This is a genomic window from Enterococcus sp. R12 (assembly GCF_058135755.1).
On sequence record NZ_CM176874.1, the window covers coordinates 430,375 to 445,220 of the forward strand.

General features: G+C 45.3%; 12 protein-coding genes and 1 other annotated feature. All 12 genes read left to right on the top strand.

The features are described 5' to 3' along the window. Positions 1 to 3 precede the first annotated feature (3 nt). The gene (locus ACTW1R_RS02045) at positions 4 to 1,158 is read left to right on the top strand and encodes a cobalamin-independent methionine synthase II family protein (RefSeq protein ID WP_005227269.1); all 1,155 of its coding nucleotides are present in this window, start codon (positions 4 to 6) and stop codon (positions 1,156 to 1,158) included. Between the two features lie 126 nt (positions 1,159 to 1,284). Then, positions 1,285 to 1,519 (top strand) — a binding site (T-box leader). A 308-nt stretch (positions 1,520 to 1,827) separates the two neighbouring features. Next, positions 1,828 to 2,472: an amino acid ABC transporter permease gene (locus tag ACTW1R_RS02050; RefSeq protein ID WP_010748717.1), complete on the top strand. Its 645-nt coding sequence runs from the start codon at positions 1,828 to 1,830 to the stop codon at positions 2,470 to 2,472. Between the two features lie 12 nt (positions 2,473 to 2,484). Next, entirely contained in the window at positions 2,485 to 3,117 is a 633-nt protein-coding gene (locus ACTW1R_RS02055; protein WP_005227272.1) for an amino acid ABC transporter ATP-binding protein, read from the top strand. Positions 3,118 to 3,130: 13 nt separating this feature from the next. Further along, positions 3,131 to 3,934 carry an amino acid ABC transporter substrate-binding protein gene (locus ACTW1R_RS02060; RefSeq protein WP_005227273.1) on the top strand — a complete coding sequence of 268 codons (804 nt, stop codon included), beginning with the start codon at positions 3,131 to 3,133 and terminating at the stop codon, positions 3,932 to 3,934. Between the two features lie 174 nt (positions 3,935 to 4,108). Further along, positions 4,109 to 4,426: an AbrB/MazE/SpoVT family DNA-binding domain-containing protein gene (locus ACTW1R_RS02065; RefSeq protein WP_005227274.1), complete on the top strand. Its 318-nt coding sequence runs from the start codon at positions 4,109 to 4,111 to the stop codon at positions 4,424 to 4,426. A gap of 7 nt (positions 4,427 to 4,433) precedes the next feature. Next, positions 4,434 to 4,871 (top strand): PIN domain-containing protein, encoded by a 438-nt coding sequence (locus ACTW1R_RS02070; RefSeq protein ID WP_005227275.1) that lies wholly within the window; start codon positions 4,434 to 4,436, stop codon positions 4,869 to 4,871. Between the two features lie 130 nt (positions 4,872 to 5,001). After that, positions 5,002 to 7,440 carry an FtsK/SpoIIIE family DNA translocase gene (locus ACTW1R_RS02075; protein ID WP_005231469.1) on the top strand — a complete coding sequence of 813 codons (2,439 nt, stop codon included), beginning with the start codon at positions 5,002 to 5,004 and terminating at the stop codon, positions 7,438 to 7,440. A gap of 41 nt (positions 7,441 to 7,481) precedes the next feature. Then, positions 7,482 to 8,183, top strand: coding sequence for a GntR family transcriptional regulator (locus ACTW1R_RS02080; protein WP_005232219.1), 702 nt, complete (start codon positions 7,482 to 7,484; stop codon positions 8,181 to 8,183). A 61-nt stretch (positions 8,184 to 8,244) separates the two neighbouring features. Further along, complete coding sequence (gene proC, locus ACTW1R_RS02085; protein ID WP_005227278.1) at positions 8,245 to 9,045, top strand: pyrroline-5-carboxylate reductase; 801 nt, start codon at positions 8,245 to 8,247, stop codon at positions 9,043 to 9,045. Positions 9,046 to 9,091: 46 nt separating this feature from the next. Beyond that, on the top strand, positions 9,092 to 9,766 hold the full coding sequence (locus ACTW1R_RS02090; RefSeq protein WP_074934395.1) for an HAD family hydrolase: 675 nt from the start codon (positions 9,092 to 9,094) through the stop codon (positions 9,764 to 9,766). A gap of 287 nt (positions 9,767 to 10,053) precedes the next feature. After that, positions 10,054 to 12,759 carry a YhgE/Pip domain-containing protein gene (locus tag ACTW1R_RS02095; protein WP_074934422.1) on the top strand — a complete coding sequence of 902 codons (2,706 nt, stop codon included), beginning with the start codon at positions 10,054 to 10,056 and terminating at the stop codon, positions 12,757 to 12,759. Between the two features lie 217 nt (positions 12,760 to 12,976). Continuing rightward, entirely contained in the window at positions 12,977 to 14,800 is a 1,824-nt protein-coding gene (locus ACTW1R_RS02100; RefSeq protein WP_005227281.1) for an APC family permease, read from the top strand. Positions 14,801 to 14,846 lie beyond the last annotated feature (46 nt).

Below are 14,846 nucleotides of genomic sequence, written 5' to 3' on the forward strand. Positions count from 1 at the left end.
GGAATGGATATGGCAACAGACAAATTTCAGCTTGTGGGGTCATTGTTACGACCACAAGATTTATTGGACTACAAAAATCAAATCGAGCATCGGGAGGATATCCGCTACCCGTTTTATGATGCGTTTCCTGGCTACCAAGAAACGGAAGCAAAAGCGATCGCTGACATCATTGCAGCGCAAAAAGAACACGGCATCACAGTCATCACAGACGGCGAACACGGCCGCTCAATGTGGCACCTGGATTTTCTTTGGGGATTAAAAGGCGTTGAGCGCTATATCTCCGATCATGGGTATGCCTTTGAAGATTTGGACGGTGGACATTTTGAGACACGTAAAGACATCGGCATCCGAATCACAGAACCATTATCTGGCAAAAACCATCATTACTTGACGTTGTTTAAAGAAACCAAACGCCAAGCTGGCGACCTGCCAGTCAAAATCACCGTCTGGGGGGCTGCCCACGCCTTTACCGAGCTGACTGTCTTTAACGACCTCGTTGGTGAAGGTCAGGTGTATCCAACGAAAGAAGCCTTGCGGGAAGGGCTGCTTAACGCCTACAAAGAATTCTTGCAGGAATACCGAGAAGCAGGTGGTGAAATCGTTCAGTTCGATGATTGTTTATGGGAATTATTTGCCGAAGACAATGACAAGAGCTTCTTCACCCAAGGCAATGACGGCTTAGAAGCGTTAGCCGATGAATTCGTGGCGATCAACAACGAAGTCGCTGACTACGCCCACGAATTAGGATTAAAAGTCTGGACCCACAATTGTCGCGGCAATTACCAAAGCCGCGCGGCAGCCAGCGGTACTTACAAAGCGATCGCCGAAAAATTCTTGCGTGATCAGCATTATGACCGCTTTTTCCTAGAGTGGGACGATGACCGTGCTGGTGATATCTCGGCTTTAGAAGCGCTGAAAGATCGTCCAGAAGTGGAAGTTGTCTTAGGCTTATTATCCAGCAAAACCGCCACATTAGACGATGAAGAGCGAGTGATCGCTTTATTAGACAAAGCCAGCCAAATCATTCCTAAGGAGCGGCTTTATCTTTCTCATCAATGCGGCTTTGCCTCTTGTGACTGCGGCAATGAGCTTTCGACTGAGCAGCAATGGGCAAAAATCAAGCAAGGGCAAGCCTTAGCTGAAGCGTACTTCGGTTAAGCAGCTGCGTCTTCTTTTCCCTAAATCTTCCCCTCGAAACCGGTGCATGCGACAAAGTTTCGAAAATTTCAGAAAAAATGTTTGACATTTTCTTTAAGAGCGAGTAAAGTAAGACACAACTTAATGAAACAGACATCGAAAAGAAGAGTAGCAAGGCTTGCTGTTTGAAGAGAGTCTCTGGTTGGTGCAAAGAGATAACGCATGGTTGTGAAACACATCTTGGAGTCGTTTTTCCGAAAGAAAAGTAGGAGAGACCGGGTTTGCCCGTTACAGCAGCAGTCATTGATTGATGACTTTCTGAGTTCAGGTGCTGTGAAGCACTGATAAACAAAGGTGGAACCGCGTTGATAACGTCCTTTAGCTGTAATGGCTAGGGGACGTTTTTTTTCTCTTTTTTTGCATCTCACCGAAAACCGAAAGTGGAAGGATCACAAGGACTGCACGAGGCCTTTTCCTGTGAAGGAAAGGCAAATTGAGGTGGAACCACGTATCAAGCGTCCTCTGGCAAATGCCAGTGTGCGCTTTTTTTGTTTTTCTTTTTTAGAAAAATGAAACTTGCCAGTTGCCCCTCACCAGCCAACGCCCAGCGTCACATAAGCGTCGGAGCAAACCGTCGCGAAGCTGTATCGCTGCCAATCGAAATTGAAACCTATCAAGGAGGAAGTCACCATGTTTGAGTATTTAGTCAATGTTATGCCCCAACTAATTTCAGGAACTGGAATCACCGTTAAATTGTTCGCACTGACCTTAATCGGGTCCATTCCCTTAGGCATCTTGTTGGCCTTTGTTTTAGCCAGTCGCCTGCGTATTTTGAAATTGATCGTGCAAGTCTACGTTTGGTTGATGCGAGGAACGCCTTTATTGCTACAGCTGATCTTCGTATTCTACGGTCTGCCGATCTTAGGGATCGTCTTTGACCGCTTTGAAGCAGCCTTGATCGCCTTTATTATCAATTACGCTGCTTATTTTGCCGAGATTTTCCGTGGAGGGATCCAATCGATTCCAGCCGGACAATACGAAGCCGCGAAAGTCTTGCGTTTGTCCCCGATCCAAACGATCCAAAAAATTATCATCCCACAAGTCGTCAAGATCACCCTGCCATCTGTCGGCAATGAAGTCATCAATCTTGTCAAAGACACATCCCTCGTTTACATCTTAGGATTGTCAGACGTGATGCGAATCGGGAAAATCGCCATGGAGCGAGACAGTACCTTGCTTCCGTTAGTTGGGGTCGGCTTGATTTACTTGGTGATGACAGGCGTCTTTACGTTATTGTTAAAACAAATCGAGACCAAACTGGACTATTACCGTTAGGAGGAACCACATATGTTAGAACTAAAACAAGTATCAAAGTCATTTGGCGCTAAAAAAGTCATCGATCAGCTAGACTTGACGATCGAAGACGGCAGTATCTTAGCGGTGGTCGGTCCTTCCGGTGGCGGGAAAACCACCTTGCTTCGGACACTGGCTGGTTTAGAAACGATCGATTCTGGAAGCTTTTTACTGGATGGCAAAGCCTTTGATCCCACCGACACAAAAGAACAAGAACAAGTCGTCGGTGTCGTCTTCCAAGACTTCCAATTGTTTCCGCACTTGTCAGTTTTTGAAAACATCACTTTGGCGCCAAAAATGGTGCTAAAACAAGACAAGGCCGCGTATACAGCAAAAGCCGAACAGTTGGCAGAAAAACTAGGGTTAAGTGACCTACTAGCCCAATATCCCTTCCAATTGTCCGGGGGGCAGCGGCAACGGGTGGCTATCGCACGAGCGATGGCGATGAATCCCAAAGTGTTGGCCTATGACGAGCCTACCAGCGCCTTAGATCCAGGCTTGAGACAGCAAGTCGAACAGCTGATCTTGGATCTGAAAAAAGAAGGAGTGACCCAGATCGTGGTGACCCATGATTTGGTTTTTGCCGAAAATATCGGTGATCAATTATTAAAAGTAGCAGGAGAATAAGGGGGAGAACAAAATGAAAAAATTACTATTGACGGGAATCGCAGCAGCAAGTGTATTTTTATTAGGGGCGTGTGGCAGCAGCAATGACACCACAACCAGTGCCGCTGACAAAGAAGAAGTGATCGTCGGCCTAGACGATACCTTCGTACCGATGGGCTTTAAAGACGACCAAGGCAACATCGTTGGGTTTGATGTGGATTTAGCCACAGCGATTTTGGATCTAACAGGAACCAAAGTCAAATTTCAACCAATCGATTGGTCCATGAAAGAAACCGAACTAAGCAATGGCACCATCGATATGATCTGGAACGGGTATACTAAAACCGCAGCTCGTGAAGAAAAAGTATTGTTTACAGATACTTATATGGAAAACAAACAAGTCTTAGTCACAGCAAAAGCCAGCGGCATTACTAGCTTTGATGATATGGAGGGCAAAGTCTTAGGTGCCCAAGAAGGTTCTTCTGGTTATGAGACCTTCAACAACCAACCGGAAGTTTTGAAGGATCTCGTAGACGGCAATGACGCAACCTTGTATGCTAGCTTTAATGAAGCCTTTATCGATCTAGAAAACGGTCGGATCGACGGTCTTTTGATCGACCGCGTCTACGCAGAATATTATTTGACTCAAACAGGCAAAACCGATGACTTCAACGAAATCGAAAGCCCCTTTGAAGCAGAAGATTTTGCTGTAGGTGTGCGTAAAGACGATCAAGCCATGGCAGATAAAATCAATGATGGCTTGAAAGAATTGCAAGACAATGGCACCTTTGCTGAAATCTCTGAAAAGTGGTTTGGCGAAGATGTCACACCAAACTAAAACAAGTCAACAAGATACACTGGCTGCTTAGCAGCTGGTGTTTTTTTTACATTCATTTCTTTTGCGTATTTAAGGAAAGAAGGAACGATTGAAGTATATACTTGTGTATACATATGCGTGCTCATGTTATAATGATCGGTAGTAAGGAAAATCCGATAAAGAGGGGGGAGCCGAGTGGAACATTATAAAGAGACCGCTCATTTGATTAAGTGGGGCAATGGACAGGGGGTTCGCTTGTCTAAGAAAATGATTCGGAAATTGGATCTCCAGGTAGGTTCTGAACTAGAAATGGAACTGGCAGAAGAAGTCAATGGCAAAAAACAGTTAGTTATTACAGAAAAGCAGTCAGTAGGAGAGTTGTCCCCAGAGGAGAAACTTCGTTTAGTCGATTCTTTGCAAGGCATTTTAGCAGATTCATTTGAAACACCTGACGTTGTGGACATCAAAAAAGTAAGAAACGAACGGCGTAGGAAAAAATATCTGGGAGAATAAAATAAGCATGACCAAATACAAAGCCAAACGAGTCGTGATTGACACCAATGTGATCCTTGACTATTTATTAGGAAGAGGGTCTAAAAGCCATCAAGAAGCCATCAAACAGATATACAACAGTTCCATTTATGGACTTTGCGAGGGCGTGATTACGGCAAGTACCTTAACGGATCTTTTCTATATTCTCGATGGAGCAGCAGGAGTCGATGCTCGGAGGGAAGTCAAAAAACTGATCCAAGTGCATACCGTCTTAACAGTTACGGAAGCAGATTGCGTTCAGGCGCTTGATTCAACAATGACAGATTTTGAGGATGCTGTTTTAGCAGCTTGTGCGAAGCGAAATCAAATCGACAGTCTAGTAACGACCAATACCGCTGATTTTGAATCATCGGGACTGATTGTCTATACAGTCGCTGAATTTGTGCAGCAGCTAAAAAGAGGATGATCACTGCTATATCTGGCAGACATCCTCTTTTTTCCTTAAATTCCAACAGCTAACCAAAATTTCTCACAGGAAAACTTTTGTTCGCCTTCTTTTTTCGTTATAATAGGGAAAGATGAAAAGAGGGATAGAAATGGCGCAAAAAAAACGCGCAAAGAAACGCAAAACAAAAAAACAACAAAAACAGCAAGAGAAATTAATGCTGGTCGGCGTCGGCCTGCTCTTTGTCTTGTTTTCGATATTTGGCTTTTTCCATTTAGGTTTTTTAGGAACCTTGATTGCCAACGGGTTTCGGATCGTTGGCGGAAACACGTACCAATTTTTGAGTGTTGCCCTAGCCGCTTATGGTGTCTGGTTAGCGATCAAAACGACCGATGCTCGCTTTAAAAGTATTCGGCGAGTGATTGGCTGTGTATTGGTGTATTTTGGTTTGCTGATCATCCTCCATGCGCAAATCTTTAGTAATGTGGTGGGAGAACAAGCCAATATCTTCCAAACGACGTGGATGACGCTGTTAGGCGATATTCGGCGCAGCCAAGTGACCCAAAATGTCGGGGGCGGAATGATTGGCGCCATGCTCTATGGGGCGACCTATTTTCTTGTTTCCCAGATCGGCAGCTACATCATCGCTGTTTTACTCATGATGATTGGGGCGTTCTTGTTCAGCCAAATGAGCAGCCACGAGTTAGTCGAGCACCTGCAAGCAGCTGGTGACAAGCTGCAGCGGTTGTTAGAAGGCTCTCCAGAAAAGCAAGCCGAACGAGAAGCCCGCAAAGCGGAACGAGCAGCAGAGAAACAAGCTGCGAAAGAAGCCAAAAAAGAAGCCGAACGAGCAGCAGTCATGGCGGAGATCAAAGAAAAGAATCAAGTCCGACCAATGACAGAAGACGAAAAATCAGCAAAAGAACAACAGATGCAAGCGCCAGCTGATTTTGAACCAGAGCAGCTGAGCTTTGTACCCATCGACCACTTCCAGGAATTGCCGCAAGCGGCGGGACCAGAGGCCGCTCAAGCACCACATCCAGCAGGAAACAAACCAGGACCAAGCAAAAAGGTCAATGAAGACGGGGAGATCCTCGATGATGATGGTGAAGTATTGGAATTTGAGATTTCGGAAGAAGCTGAAAATCGTGATTATGAATTGCCTTCAGCGCAATTACTCGATTCGATCCCTTCAACGGATCAAAGCAGCGAGTACAAAAAGATCGAACAAAATATCGGTGTGTTAGAAACCACCTTCCAAAGCTTCGGTGTTGATGCAAAAGTCGTCAAAGCCAGCTTAGGACCAGCAGTAACCAAATTCGAAGTTCAACCAGCAGTAGGGGTCAAAGTAAGCAAAATCGTCGGGTTGACCGACGATATCGCCTTGGCCTTAGCTGCCAAAGATGTGCGGATGGAAGCGCCGATCCCAGGGAAATCATTGATTGGGATCGAAGTTCCAAACAGTGCAGTCAGCATGGTTTCATTCCGAGAAGTGATCGAAGCCCAACCGGATCATCCAGATAAACTATTAGAAGTACCTTTAGGACGCGATATTTCTGGCCGTGTCCAAACGGCAGACTTAACGAAAATGCCCCATCTCTTGATTGCTGGATCGACCGGGAGCGGGAAGTCCGTAGCCATCAACGGCATCATCACCAGTATTTTGATGCGGGCAAAACCCCATGAAGTCAAACTGATGATGATCGACCCGAAAATGGTTGAATTAAATGTTTACAATGGGATTCCCCATCTCTTGACACCTGTCGTGACCAATCCCCGCAAAGCGGCGCAAGCGTTGCAAAAAGTGGTCAAGGAAATGGAAGAGCGCTACGAAAAATTTGCGGCAACTGGGGTCCGAAACATTACTGGCTACAACGATTTAGTGATCAATAAGAATTTAGAAGACGGCGAAAATCGTCCGATCTTGCCATTCATTGTAGTGATCGTCGATGAGTTAGCCGACTTGATGATGGTTGCCAGCAACGAAGTCGAAGATGCCATCATTCGTTTGGCGCAAATGGCACGGGCAGCAGGTATCCATATGATCCTAGCAACGCAACGACCAAGTGTGGATGTCATTACAGGGATCATCAAAGCCAATGTTCCATCACGGATGGCGTTTGCTGTTTCCAGCGGTGTCGATTCGCGGACCATCATTGATGGGAACGGAGCCGAAAAACTGCTGGGACGCGGCGACATGCTGTATCTGCCGATGGGTGAGAACAAACCGATTCGGGTCCAAGGGGCCTTTATCTCCGACCAAGAAGTCGAACGAGTGGTTGAATTCGTGACCGATCAGCAAGAAGCCAATTATGAAGAAAAAATGATGGTTACTGAGGAAGAAACGAGTACCGGCAGCAGCGGACAACCGCAAGATGAGCTATTCGAAGATGCCAAAGCCCTTGTGGTGGAAATGCAGACCGCCAGCGTTTCTCTCTTGCAGCGACGTTTTCGCATCGGCTATAACCGAGCGGCTCGGTTAGTGGATGAATTAGAAGATCAAGGTGTCGTTGGCCCTTCTGAAGGCAGCAAGCCACGGAAAGTCTTGATCGAGCCGCAACCAGAAGACATTCCTACCTTTGATGAATAAGGAGAACAAGACCAATCCAATGAGAGAAAGGCGAGATAGCAATGAAACGCAAACACATTCTTTACCGTGATGTTGCCGATAAGCTCAAAGAAGACATCATGTCGGGTCGCTACCCGATTGGTTCATTTTTACCGACGGAAACAGAATTGGAAGCCACCTTCAATGTCAGCAAGATCACTGTCCGCAAAGCCATCGAATTGTTAGCGGCAGATGAGTATGTGGAAAAACGCAGCGGACGTGGGACGACGGTTTTAAGCAATCGCCCTTATAACAAGCTGTCAAAAGGCACGACGTTTAGCCAATTGCTTGAAAAGACTGGCAAGGAATACACGAAGAAAAACCTCAGCTATGAATTAGTCGAACTTGCGCCTGAGCACCCCGCGTATTCTTTGATGGGCAAAGAAGTCATGCGTTTACGTCGCATGTATTATTTTGACCACCAACCCTTTATTTACTATGAGTACCATTTGCCAAAGCAGCTAAAGGGTACCTCCATCGAGGTCTTTGAAGAAAAATCATTGTATCGCCTATTGGATGAACATCGAATGATCATCGATCGCTTTCAAGATGCGTTCGTGGCAACGACCTTGACCGAAGAGCAACAGAAGTTTATGATCACGCCAGAGGTCGCTGCCTTGAAACGAACCCGTTATTCGTATGATCTACAAGGAGAAGTGGTAGAATATACAGAAGGGATCTATAACACCGCCTTGCATCCGTATATGATCGAGTTTGAAGCCTAGTCATTGATTAGGCTTTTTTAGCAAAAAGTGGTACCAAAATCAGAAGTGGAGCGTGAAAACTATGAGAAAAATCGCCTTTTTAGGAGCCGGTAACATGGCAAAAGCCATCATCAACGGCTTGATTGCAGCAAACCTGTATGAACCAGCAGAGATCTTGGTTTATAACCATCGCTACGAGCCGACTTTGGCACAATTAGAAAAAGAAACTGGGATCACTGGGACAACTAAGCTAGCAGATGTCACCGGAAAAGCGGAGATCCTCGTCTTAGCAGTTAAACCTTTTGTCTTTCCCCGCTTGCTTGCTGATTTAAAAGACGGCTTGACCAAGGAGCATTTGCTAGTATCTATTGCCGCGGGTGTGACGATCGCGCAAATGGAAGAAATCATCGGTGCGCACAAAATCGTGCGGGTCATGCCAAATACCCCTGCACTGGTGGGGGAAGGGATGTCTTCTATCAGTCCCAACGGTCAAGTGACGGAAGCCGAAGCCAACGAAGTCAAACAGCTTTTTGAAAGCCTGGGCAAAGCCGAGCAAGTACCAGAAAGCATGATCGATGCAGTCATTGGTGTCAGCGGTTCTTCACCAGCCTACACATATTTGTTCATTGAAGCTTTGGCAGATGGAGCAGTGGCTGAAGGAATGCCGCGGCCGATGGCGTATGAATTTGCTGCTCAAGCGGTATTAGGCGCAGCGAAGATGGTACTAGAGACGAAGGAACACCCAGGTGTCTTAAAGGATCGTGTCAGCTCACCAGGGGGCACAACGATCCAAGCAGTCAAAACCTTAGAGGAAAATGGCTTTCGCGCGGCTGTCATCAAAGCAGTGCAAGCAGCTGCTGACAAAAGTCGGGAGATGTCTTGATCCCCAGTGAGTGAGGAAAAAATCTTAGCAAAACGAAGGAGCGTTTATGAAAGAACTTTTGATTTTTGATTTTGATGGATTGTTAGTCGATACTGAAAGAGTCTATTTTGATGGGTGGTTGGCGCTATTTAAAAAGTATGAGCTTCCGATTACAGCCGCTGATATTTTTGGTTGGCGTGGTCAAAGTTGGCAACAGACTGCCACTAAATTAGCCGACCTCGTAGGCGGTCAGCAGCGGGTGCAGGAATTACGAGCAGAACGGGAAGTCTATATTGCCCAGCAAATAACCGATGGCACCTTCAAAACCAAACCCTATGCGAAAGAAACCATCGCCTTGGCTCGTGAGAAAGGCTTCCAAACGGCATTAGCCACCTCGACGATGAAAAAAAGAGCCTCTGAATTGTTGACGCATTTCGATTTGTTGCAGGCCTTTGACTATCAGACCTTTGGTGATGACGTCTCCGCCCATAAGCCTGATCCAGCACCGTACTTGCTGACTTTAGAAAAAGCGCAAGTCGCAGCAGAAAAAGCTTTAGTCATGGAAGATTCTCTTGTGGGAGCAACAGCCGCGACACGTGCGGGCATCGATGTCGTGCTGATTCCCGATCAAAGCTTTGATCAAGTGTATTCCCCAGAGGAAAAAGCAGATCTTCAATTATATGGCGAAGCTACCTCGTTGAAGTATGTGTATGAGTTATTGGCAAAGGATCAACTGAAATAATGCCTAAAAAAGCTTCCTTTTTCGTTGCAGAAAAAGGAAGCTTTTTTTGTATAGGAAAGACCTGTAAAAAAACAGATCAAAGGATATGAGTGGTGTGTTTTTCGCCATCATGGTAAAGTTAAAGAAAGTTTAACAATAAGCGAAAAAAAACAAAAAGTAAAGGGGTTTCATTTTGACAAAAACGTCCATTTGTCAAAAGGACTTTTCTTGGTCGATCCTAGCCGTTGGCGGCGGGGGAAAAACATGGTAAATTATCCTTCGACGAAGAACTAGTGGGGGAAGAAAAAATGAATAAACTAAAGAATGTTTTCTATTTATATAAACTGGACTGGAAGCGAATTTTCAGCAATCCAATCTCTGCATTTTTGATCATTGCCTTAATGATTTTACCCTCGCTTTATGCGTGGTTCAATATCAAAGCCCTCTGGGACCCATACGGCAACACCAGTGAATTGCCGATTGCCGTTTACAGTGCGGATAAAGGGGCAGAATTTCAAGACAAGCACATCGATATCGGTGATGAAGTCATCGACACCCTCCATAAAAACAAGCAGTTGGGCTGGCGCTTCTTGGATTCAAAAGAGGACTTAGTAGAAGGGGTCAAGTCAGGAAAATATTACGCGGGTATTTATCTGCCAGCGGATTTTTCAGATGATCTGATCAGCTTTACCAGTGGGAAAATCGAAAAACCGACCATCGAGTATTATAGCAACCAAAAAATCAACGCCATCGCACCAAAAATCACCGATAAAGGAGCCAGCAGCCTTCAAGAAGAGATCTCACAAAACTTTATTGAAACCGCCAGCTCCACGTTGATAAAAGTCTTCAATGAAATCGGCTATGACATTGATTCCAACTTAGTCAGCATCAACAAAGTCAAATCGATGATCTTAGACACCGATGACAATTTGGCTACGATCGATGGCTATACGAAAGAGATCGTCACTTTGCACGATAAGTTTCCAGAAATCAAAGAAAAGATCGCAAAAGCCGAAGAATTCACCGATTATATCCCACAAGTGGATGCCATGGGGGAAAAACTGATCGGCTTAAACGATAAGCTGCCTGCATTGAAGAAAGAAGCCAGCATCATTTTGACCTTGCAAGAAAAGATCCCAGAGATCCAAAATGCTGGCAAACAATTGAAGATGATCGACGATGATTTTGATGACATTGCCAGCACTATGACGGATGGCATCGACACCGCCAAGCAAGGACTGCAAGTCATTGAACAAGTGCAAGCCGCGTTACCACAGATCGAACAACTAGGCGACCAAGCCGCCAGCTTCGCCACCGCGACCAAAGATGGGGCGCAACAATTGCAAGATGCCCTGCCAAGTATTTCTAGCAGTGTGAAGGTGACGATTGAGTCGATCAGTCAAGTGGCAACCACCACAGCCGGTCTAACAAGTACGATTCGCCAAGCACTGGCTGACAATGAACTAACAGATGAAGAGCGTCAAGCAATCAGTGCAACGATCACTGACTTTCAAAAGAACATCCAACAACAACAAGCAGCCTTGGATTCCTTGATTGCCTTTTTAACCAATATTCAGAATTCTGGCAGTAACGCCGACCTAGAAGGTATCATTGCACAACTAAGCAATGCCAAAACAACGTTAGGTGTTTTATCTGACCGCTTATCGCAATTGAATAACCTTGTTCAAAATGGGTCTGTTGATGAAATTACAGCGTATCTCGATCAAGTTACCGCAGCTGCTCAAAACGTTGCCAATCTCATGAACAGCATCAATGTTGATTCAATCACCACCACCATCAACGACATCCTAACCAAACTAATCGAAACCATCACCACCGCCGAAGATGTCTTGAAAAAAGCCCAAGAGATCGATTTTGACTCGTTGCTGTCTTCCACCAAATCAGTGGTCAGCAATGCCGTGACGATTTTGGAAAAATATCAAAAAGAATTGCCTGCCATCAAGCAAGAATTGCACGATGCCAATACGATGCTGAATGGTCACATGGATGAAATCGTCAATGCCATCAACAAAGGAGCCGACCTATACAACAACGAATTGCCAGTGGTCGAAGAAAAATTAGGGTTGGCCGTAAACTTCTTGCAAAACGACTGGCCAACCATCAAATCAGAAATCAGCTCTACGATGGCAATGGTGGATGAAAAACTGCCAGAAGTTGAAAAAGCCTTGGATGCGGCTGTCGATTTGATCAATAACGATTGGCCGAGCATCAAAGCAGGCATCCACAAAGCCGCTGATGCGATCCGAGCAGGAGAAAATGAAGTCGATCTTGGGGAAGTCATCAAATTATTGAAACTTGATGCCACCGATGAAGCCGACTTCTTCAAACAACCAGTGGAATTAAAAAGCAATGAAATCTATCCAATCGCCAACAATGGTTCAGCTAGCACCCCGTTTTATACCGCATTGTGTTTGTGGGTAGGGGCATTATTGTTGTCAAGTGTCGCTACAACGGAGTATCATTTAGAGAAGAAAGACAAAAAACGCTTTACCCAACGTGAAACCTTTGTGGCACGAATGCTGACGTTCTTGACGATGGCAGTCGCCCAAAGTTTGATCGTGACCCTAGGAAATATGTTTTTATTAGGCGTTGATGTCCACAATCCAGTGTACAGTGTCTTCTTCGCATTACTCGTCGGACTCGCCTTTATGATGATCGTTTACGTACTGGCAGGACTGTTCGGCAACCTCGGGAAAGGGATCGCCATCATCATTTTGGTTCTCTCCATCTCAGGTGGGGGAGGAAACTACCCGATCCAAGTTTCTGGGAAGTTCTTCCAATTCATTAATCCGCTGCTGCCATTTACCCATGCAGTCAATCTGTTAAGAGAATCAGCTGGCGGGATCTATTGGCCAAATGCCGTGCCACAATTGGTTATTTTAACGATTTTGTTCCTGGTCTTTGGGATCGTCGGTACCTACGCGTATCCTTATCTAGTCAACTCTACGAAGAAATTAAGCGACATTTCCAAAGAAAGTCATTTCTTCCACTAACATCGAAAAGCAGAAAGAGCATTTGTTCTTTCTGCTTTTGTGCCATCACGTGAAATTTCTAATAATCAAAAGAGGGAAAAAGGGTCGTTTTTTCATCTGATTTTCATTGACTTTTCGCGGTTACAAGAGTAGCATACAGTCTTGATAATTCAATATTTGTGAGGATATCGTTACAAGTTTAACGAAGGATTTTTTCATGAAAAGGAGTGTAGAAAAAGTGGAGTATTTGAAACGTTTGTTGGTCGGACGTCCATTGAAATCCGCAGAGAATGATGAACAAAAACTGAGCCGGACGGCGGCCCTTGCGTTGCTATCTTCTGATGCTTTGTCTTCGATTGCTTATGGGACAGAGCAGATCGTTGTCGTATTAGTGGCACTTTCCGCTGCTGCTATCTGGTATTCATTACCGATCGCTGCTTTTGTTATTATTCTTTTGATTTCATTGACCTTGTCTTACCGTCAGATCATTCATGCATACCCTCACGGTGGTGGGGCGTATGTAGTAAGTAGTGAAAATTTAGGGAAAAATGCGGGCCTGATTGCCGGCGGCTCACTGTTGATCGATTATATGCTGACAGTAGCAGTATCCGTCTCAGCAGGGGCGGAAGCCATCACTTCTGCTGTGCCAGCGTTGTTCGGCCATCAAGTGGCCATTTCTGTCGTGATCGTGCTCTTGATCATGATGATGAATCTGCGAGGGCTGCGAGAATCAGCTAGCTTCTTAATGATTCCAGTCTACACCTTTATCGCAGTGATCACAGTCTTAATCGTGGTCGGCTTGTACAACATCGTAACGGGTGCGCAACCGTTGAATGCAACCGCACTGCCGGGAGCTGTGGTGCCTGGGGTATCCGTAGCCTTGATCTTACGGGCTTTCTCATCAGGTTCCTCTTCTTTGACGGGGGTCGAAGCGATCAGTAACGCGGTGCCATTTTTCAAAAAACCACGGGCGAAAAATGCAGCTGCGACCTTGACGATCATGGCTGCGATCTTAGGGTTCTTCTTCGTCGGTATCACTTTTATCAACTATTGGTACGGTATCGTACCAGAAGCAGAAGTGACCGTCCTATCTCAAATCGGCTCTGCTGTTTTTGGTCATGGGTTTATGTACTACGTTTTGCAATTTGCCACAGCGCTGATTTTAGCAGTTGCCGCAAATACTGGATTTTCCGCCTTCCCCGTGTTGGCGTATAACTTAGCCAAAGACAAATATATGCCACACATGTATCAAGACCGTGGGGATCGTCTCGGCTACTCAAACGGGATCATCACCTTAGCTGCTGGTTCCATCGTCCTATTGTTTATCTTCCAAGGATCGACCGAGCGTTTGATTCCGTTGTATTCCATCGGGGTATTCATTCCTTTTGCACTATCCCAAAGCGGAATGGTCGTCAAATGGAAAAAAGAAGGCAAAGGCTGGTTCTTTAAATCGATCGCCAACATCATTGGGGCTTTGATTTCTTTTGCGATCATTGCCATCTTGTTCGTGTATCGCTTAGGCGATATTTGGCCATTTTTCATTATCATGCCGATCCTCTTGTATATCTTTTACAAGATCCATGATCATTATAAAAAAGTCGCAGAACAGCTGCGATTGGAAAAACAAGAAGCACTGCATGTTTATGAAGGAAATACCGTGATCGTTCTCGTCGGAAATGTTACCCGAGTAAATATCGGCGCATTGAACTATGCCCAATCGATTGGTGATTATGTCGTGGCGATGCACGTCTCGTTGGATGAAGATGTGAAGAAAGAAAAAGAGATCGAACAAGAATTTAAGCAAAAATTCCCAGACGTGCGTTTCTCCGTCGTTCATTCTTCGTATCGTTCGATTGAAAATCCCATCTTGCGTTATGTGGATCTAGTCAGCCGCAATGCAGCCAAACACAATTACACAACGACCGTCATCATTCCACAGTTTGTCCCAAGACGTCGCTGGCAAAATATTTTGCACAACCAAACAAGCCTACGCTTGCGTTTCAGACTCTCTTGGCGTGAGAACATCATTGTAAGTACGTACAGTTACCATTTGAAGAAATAACAAAAACGCTAGTTTAGCGACCTGATTCCCAAAAGAAATGTTTGGG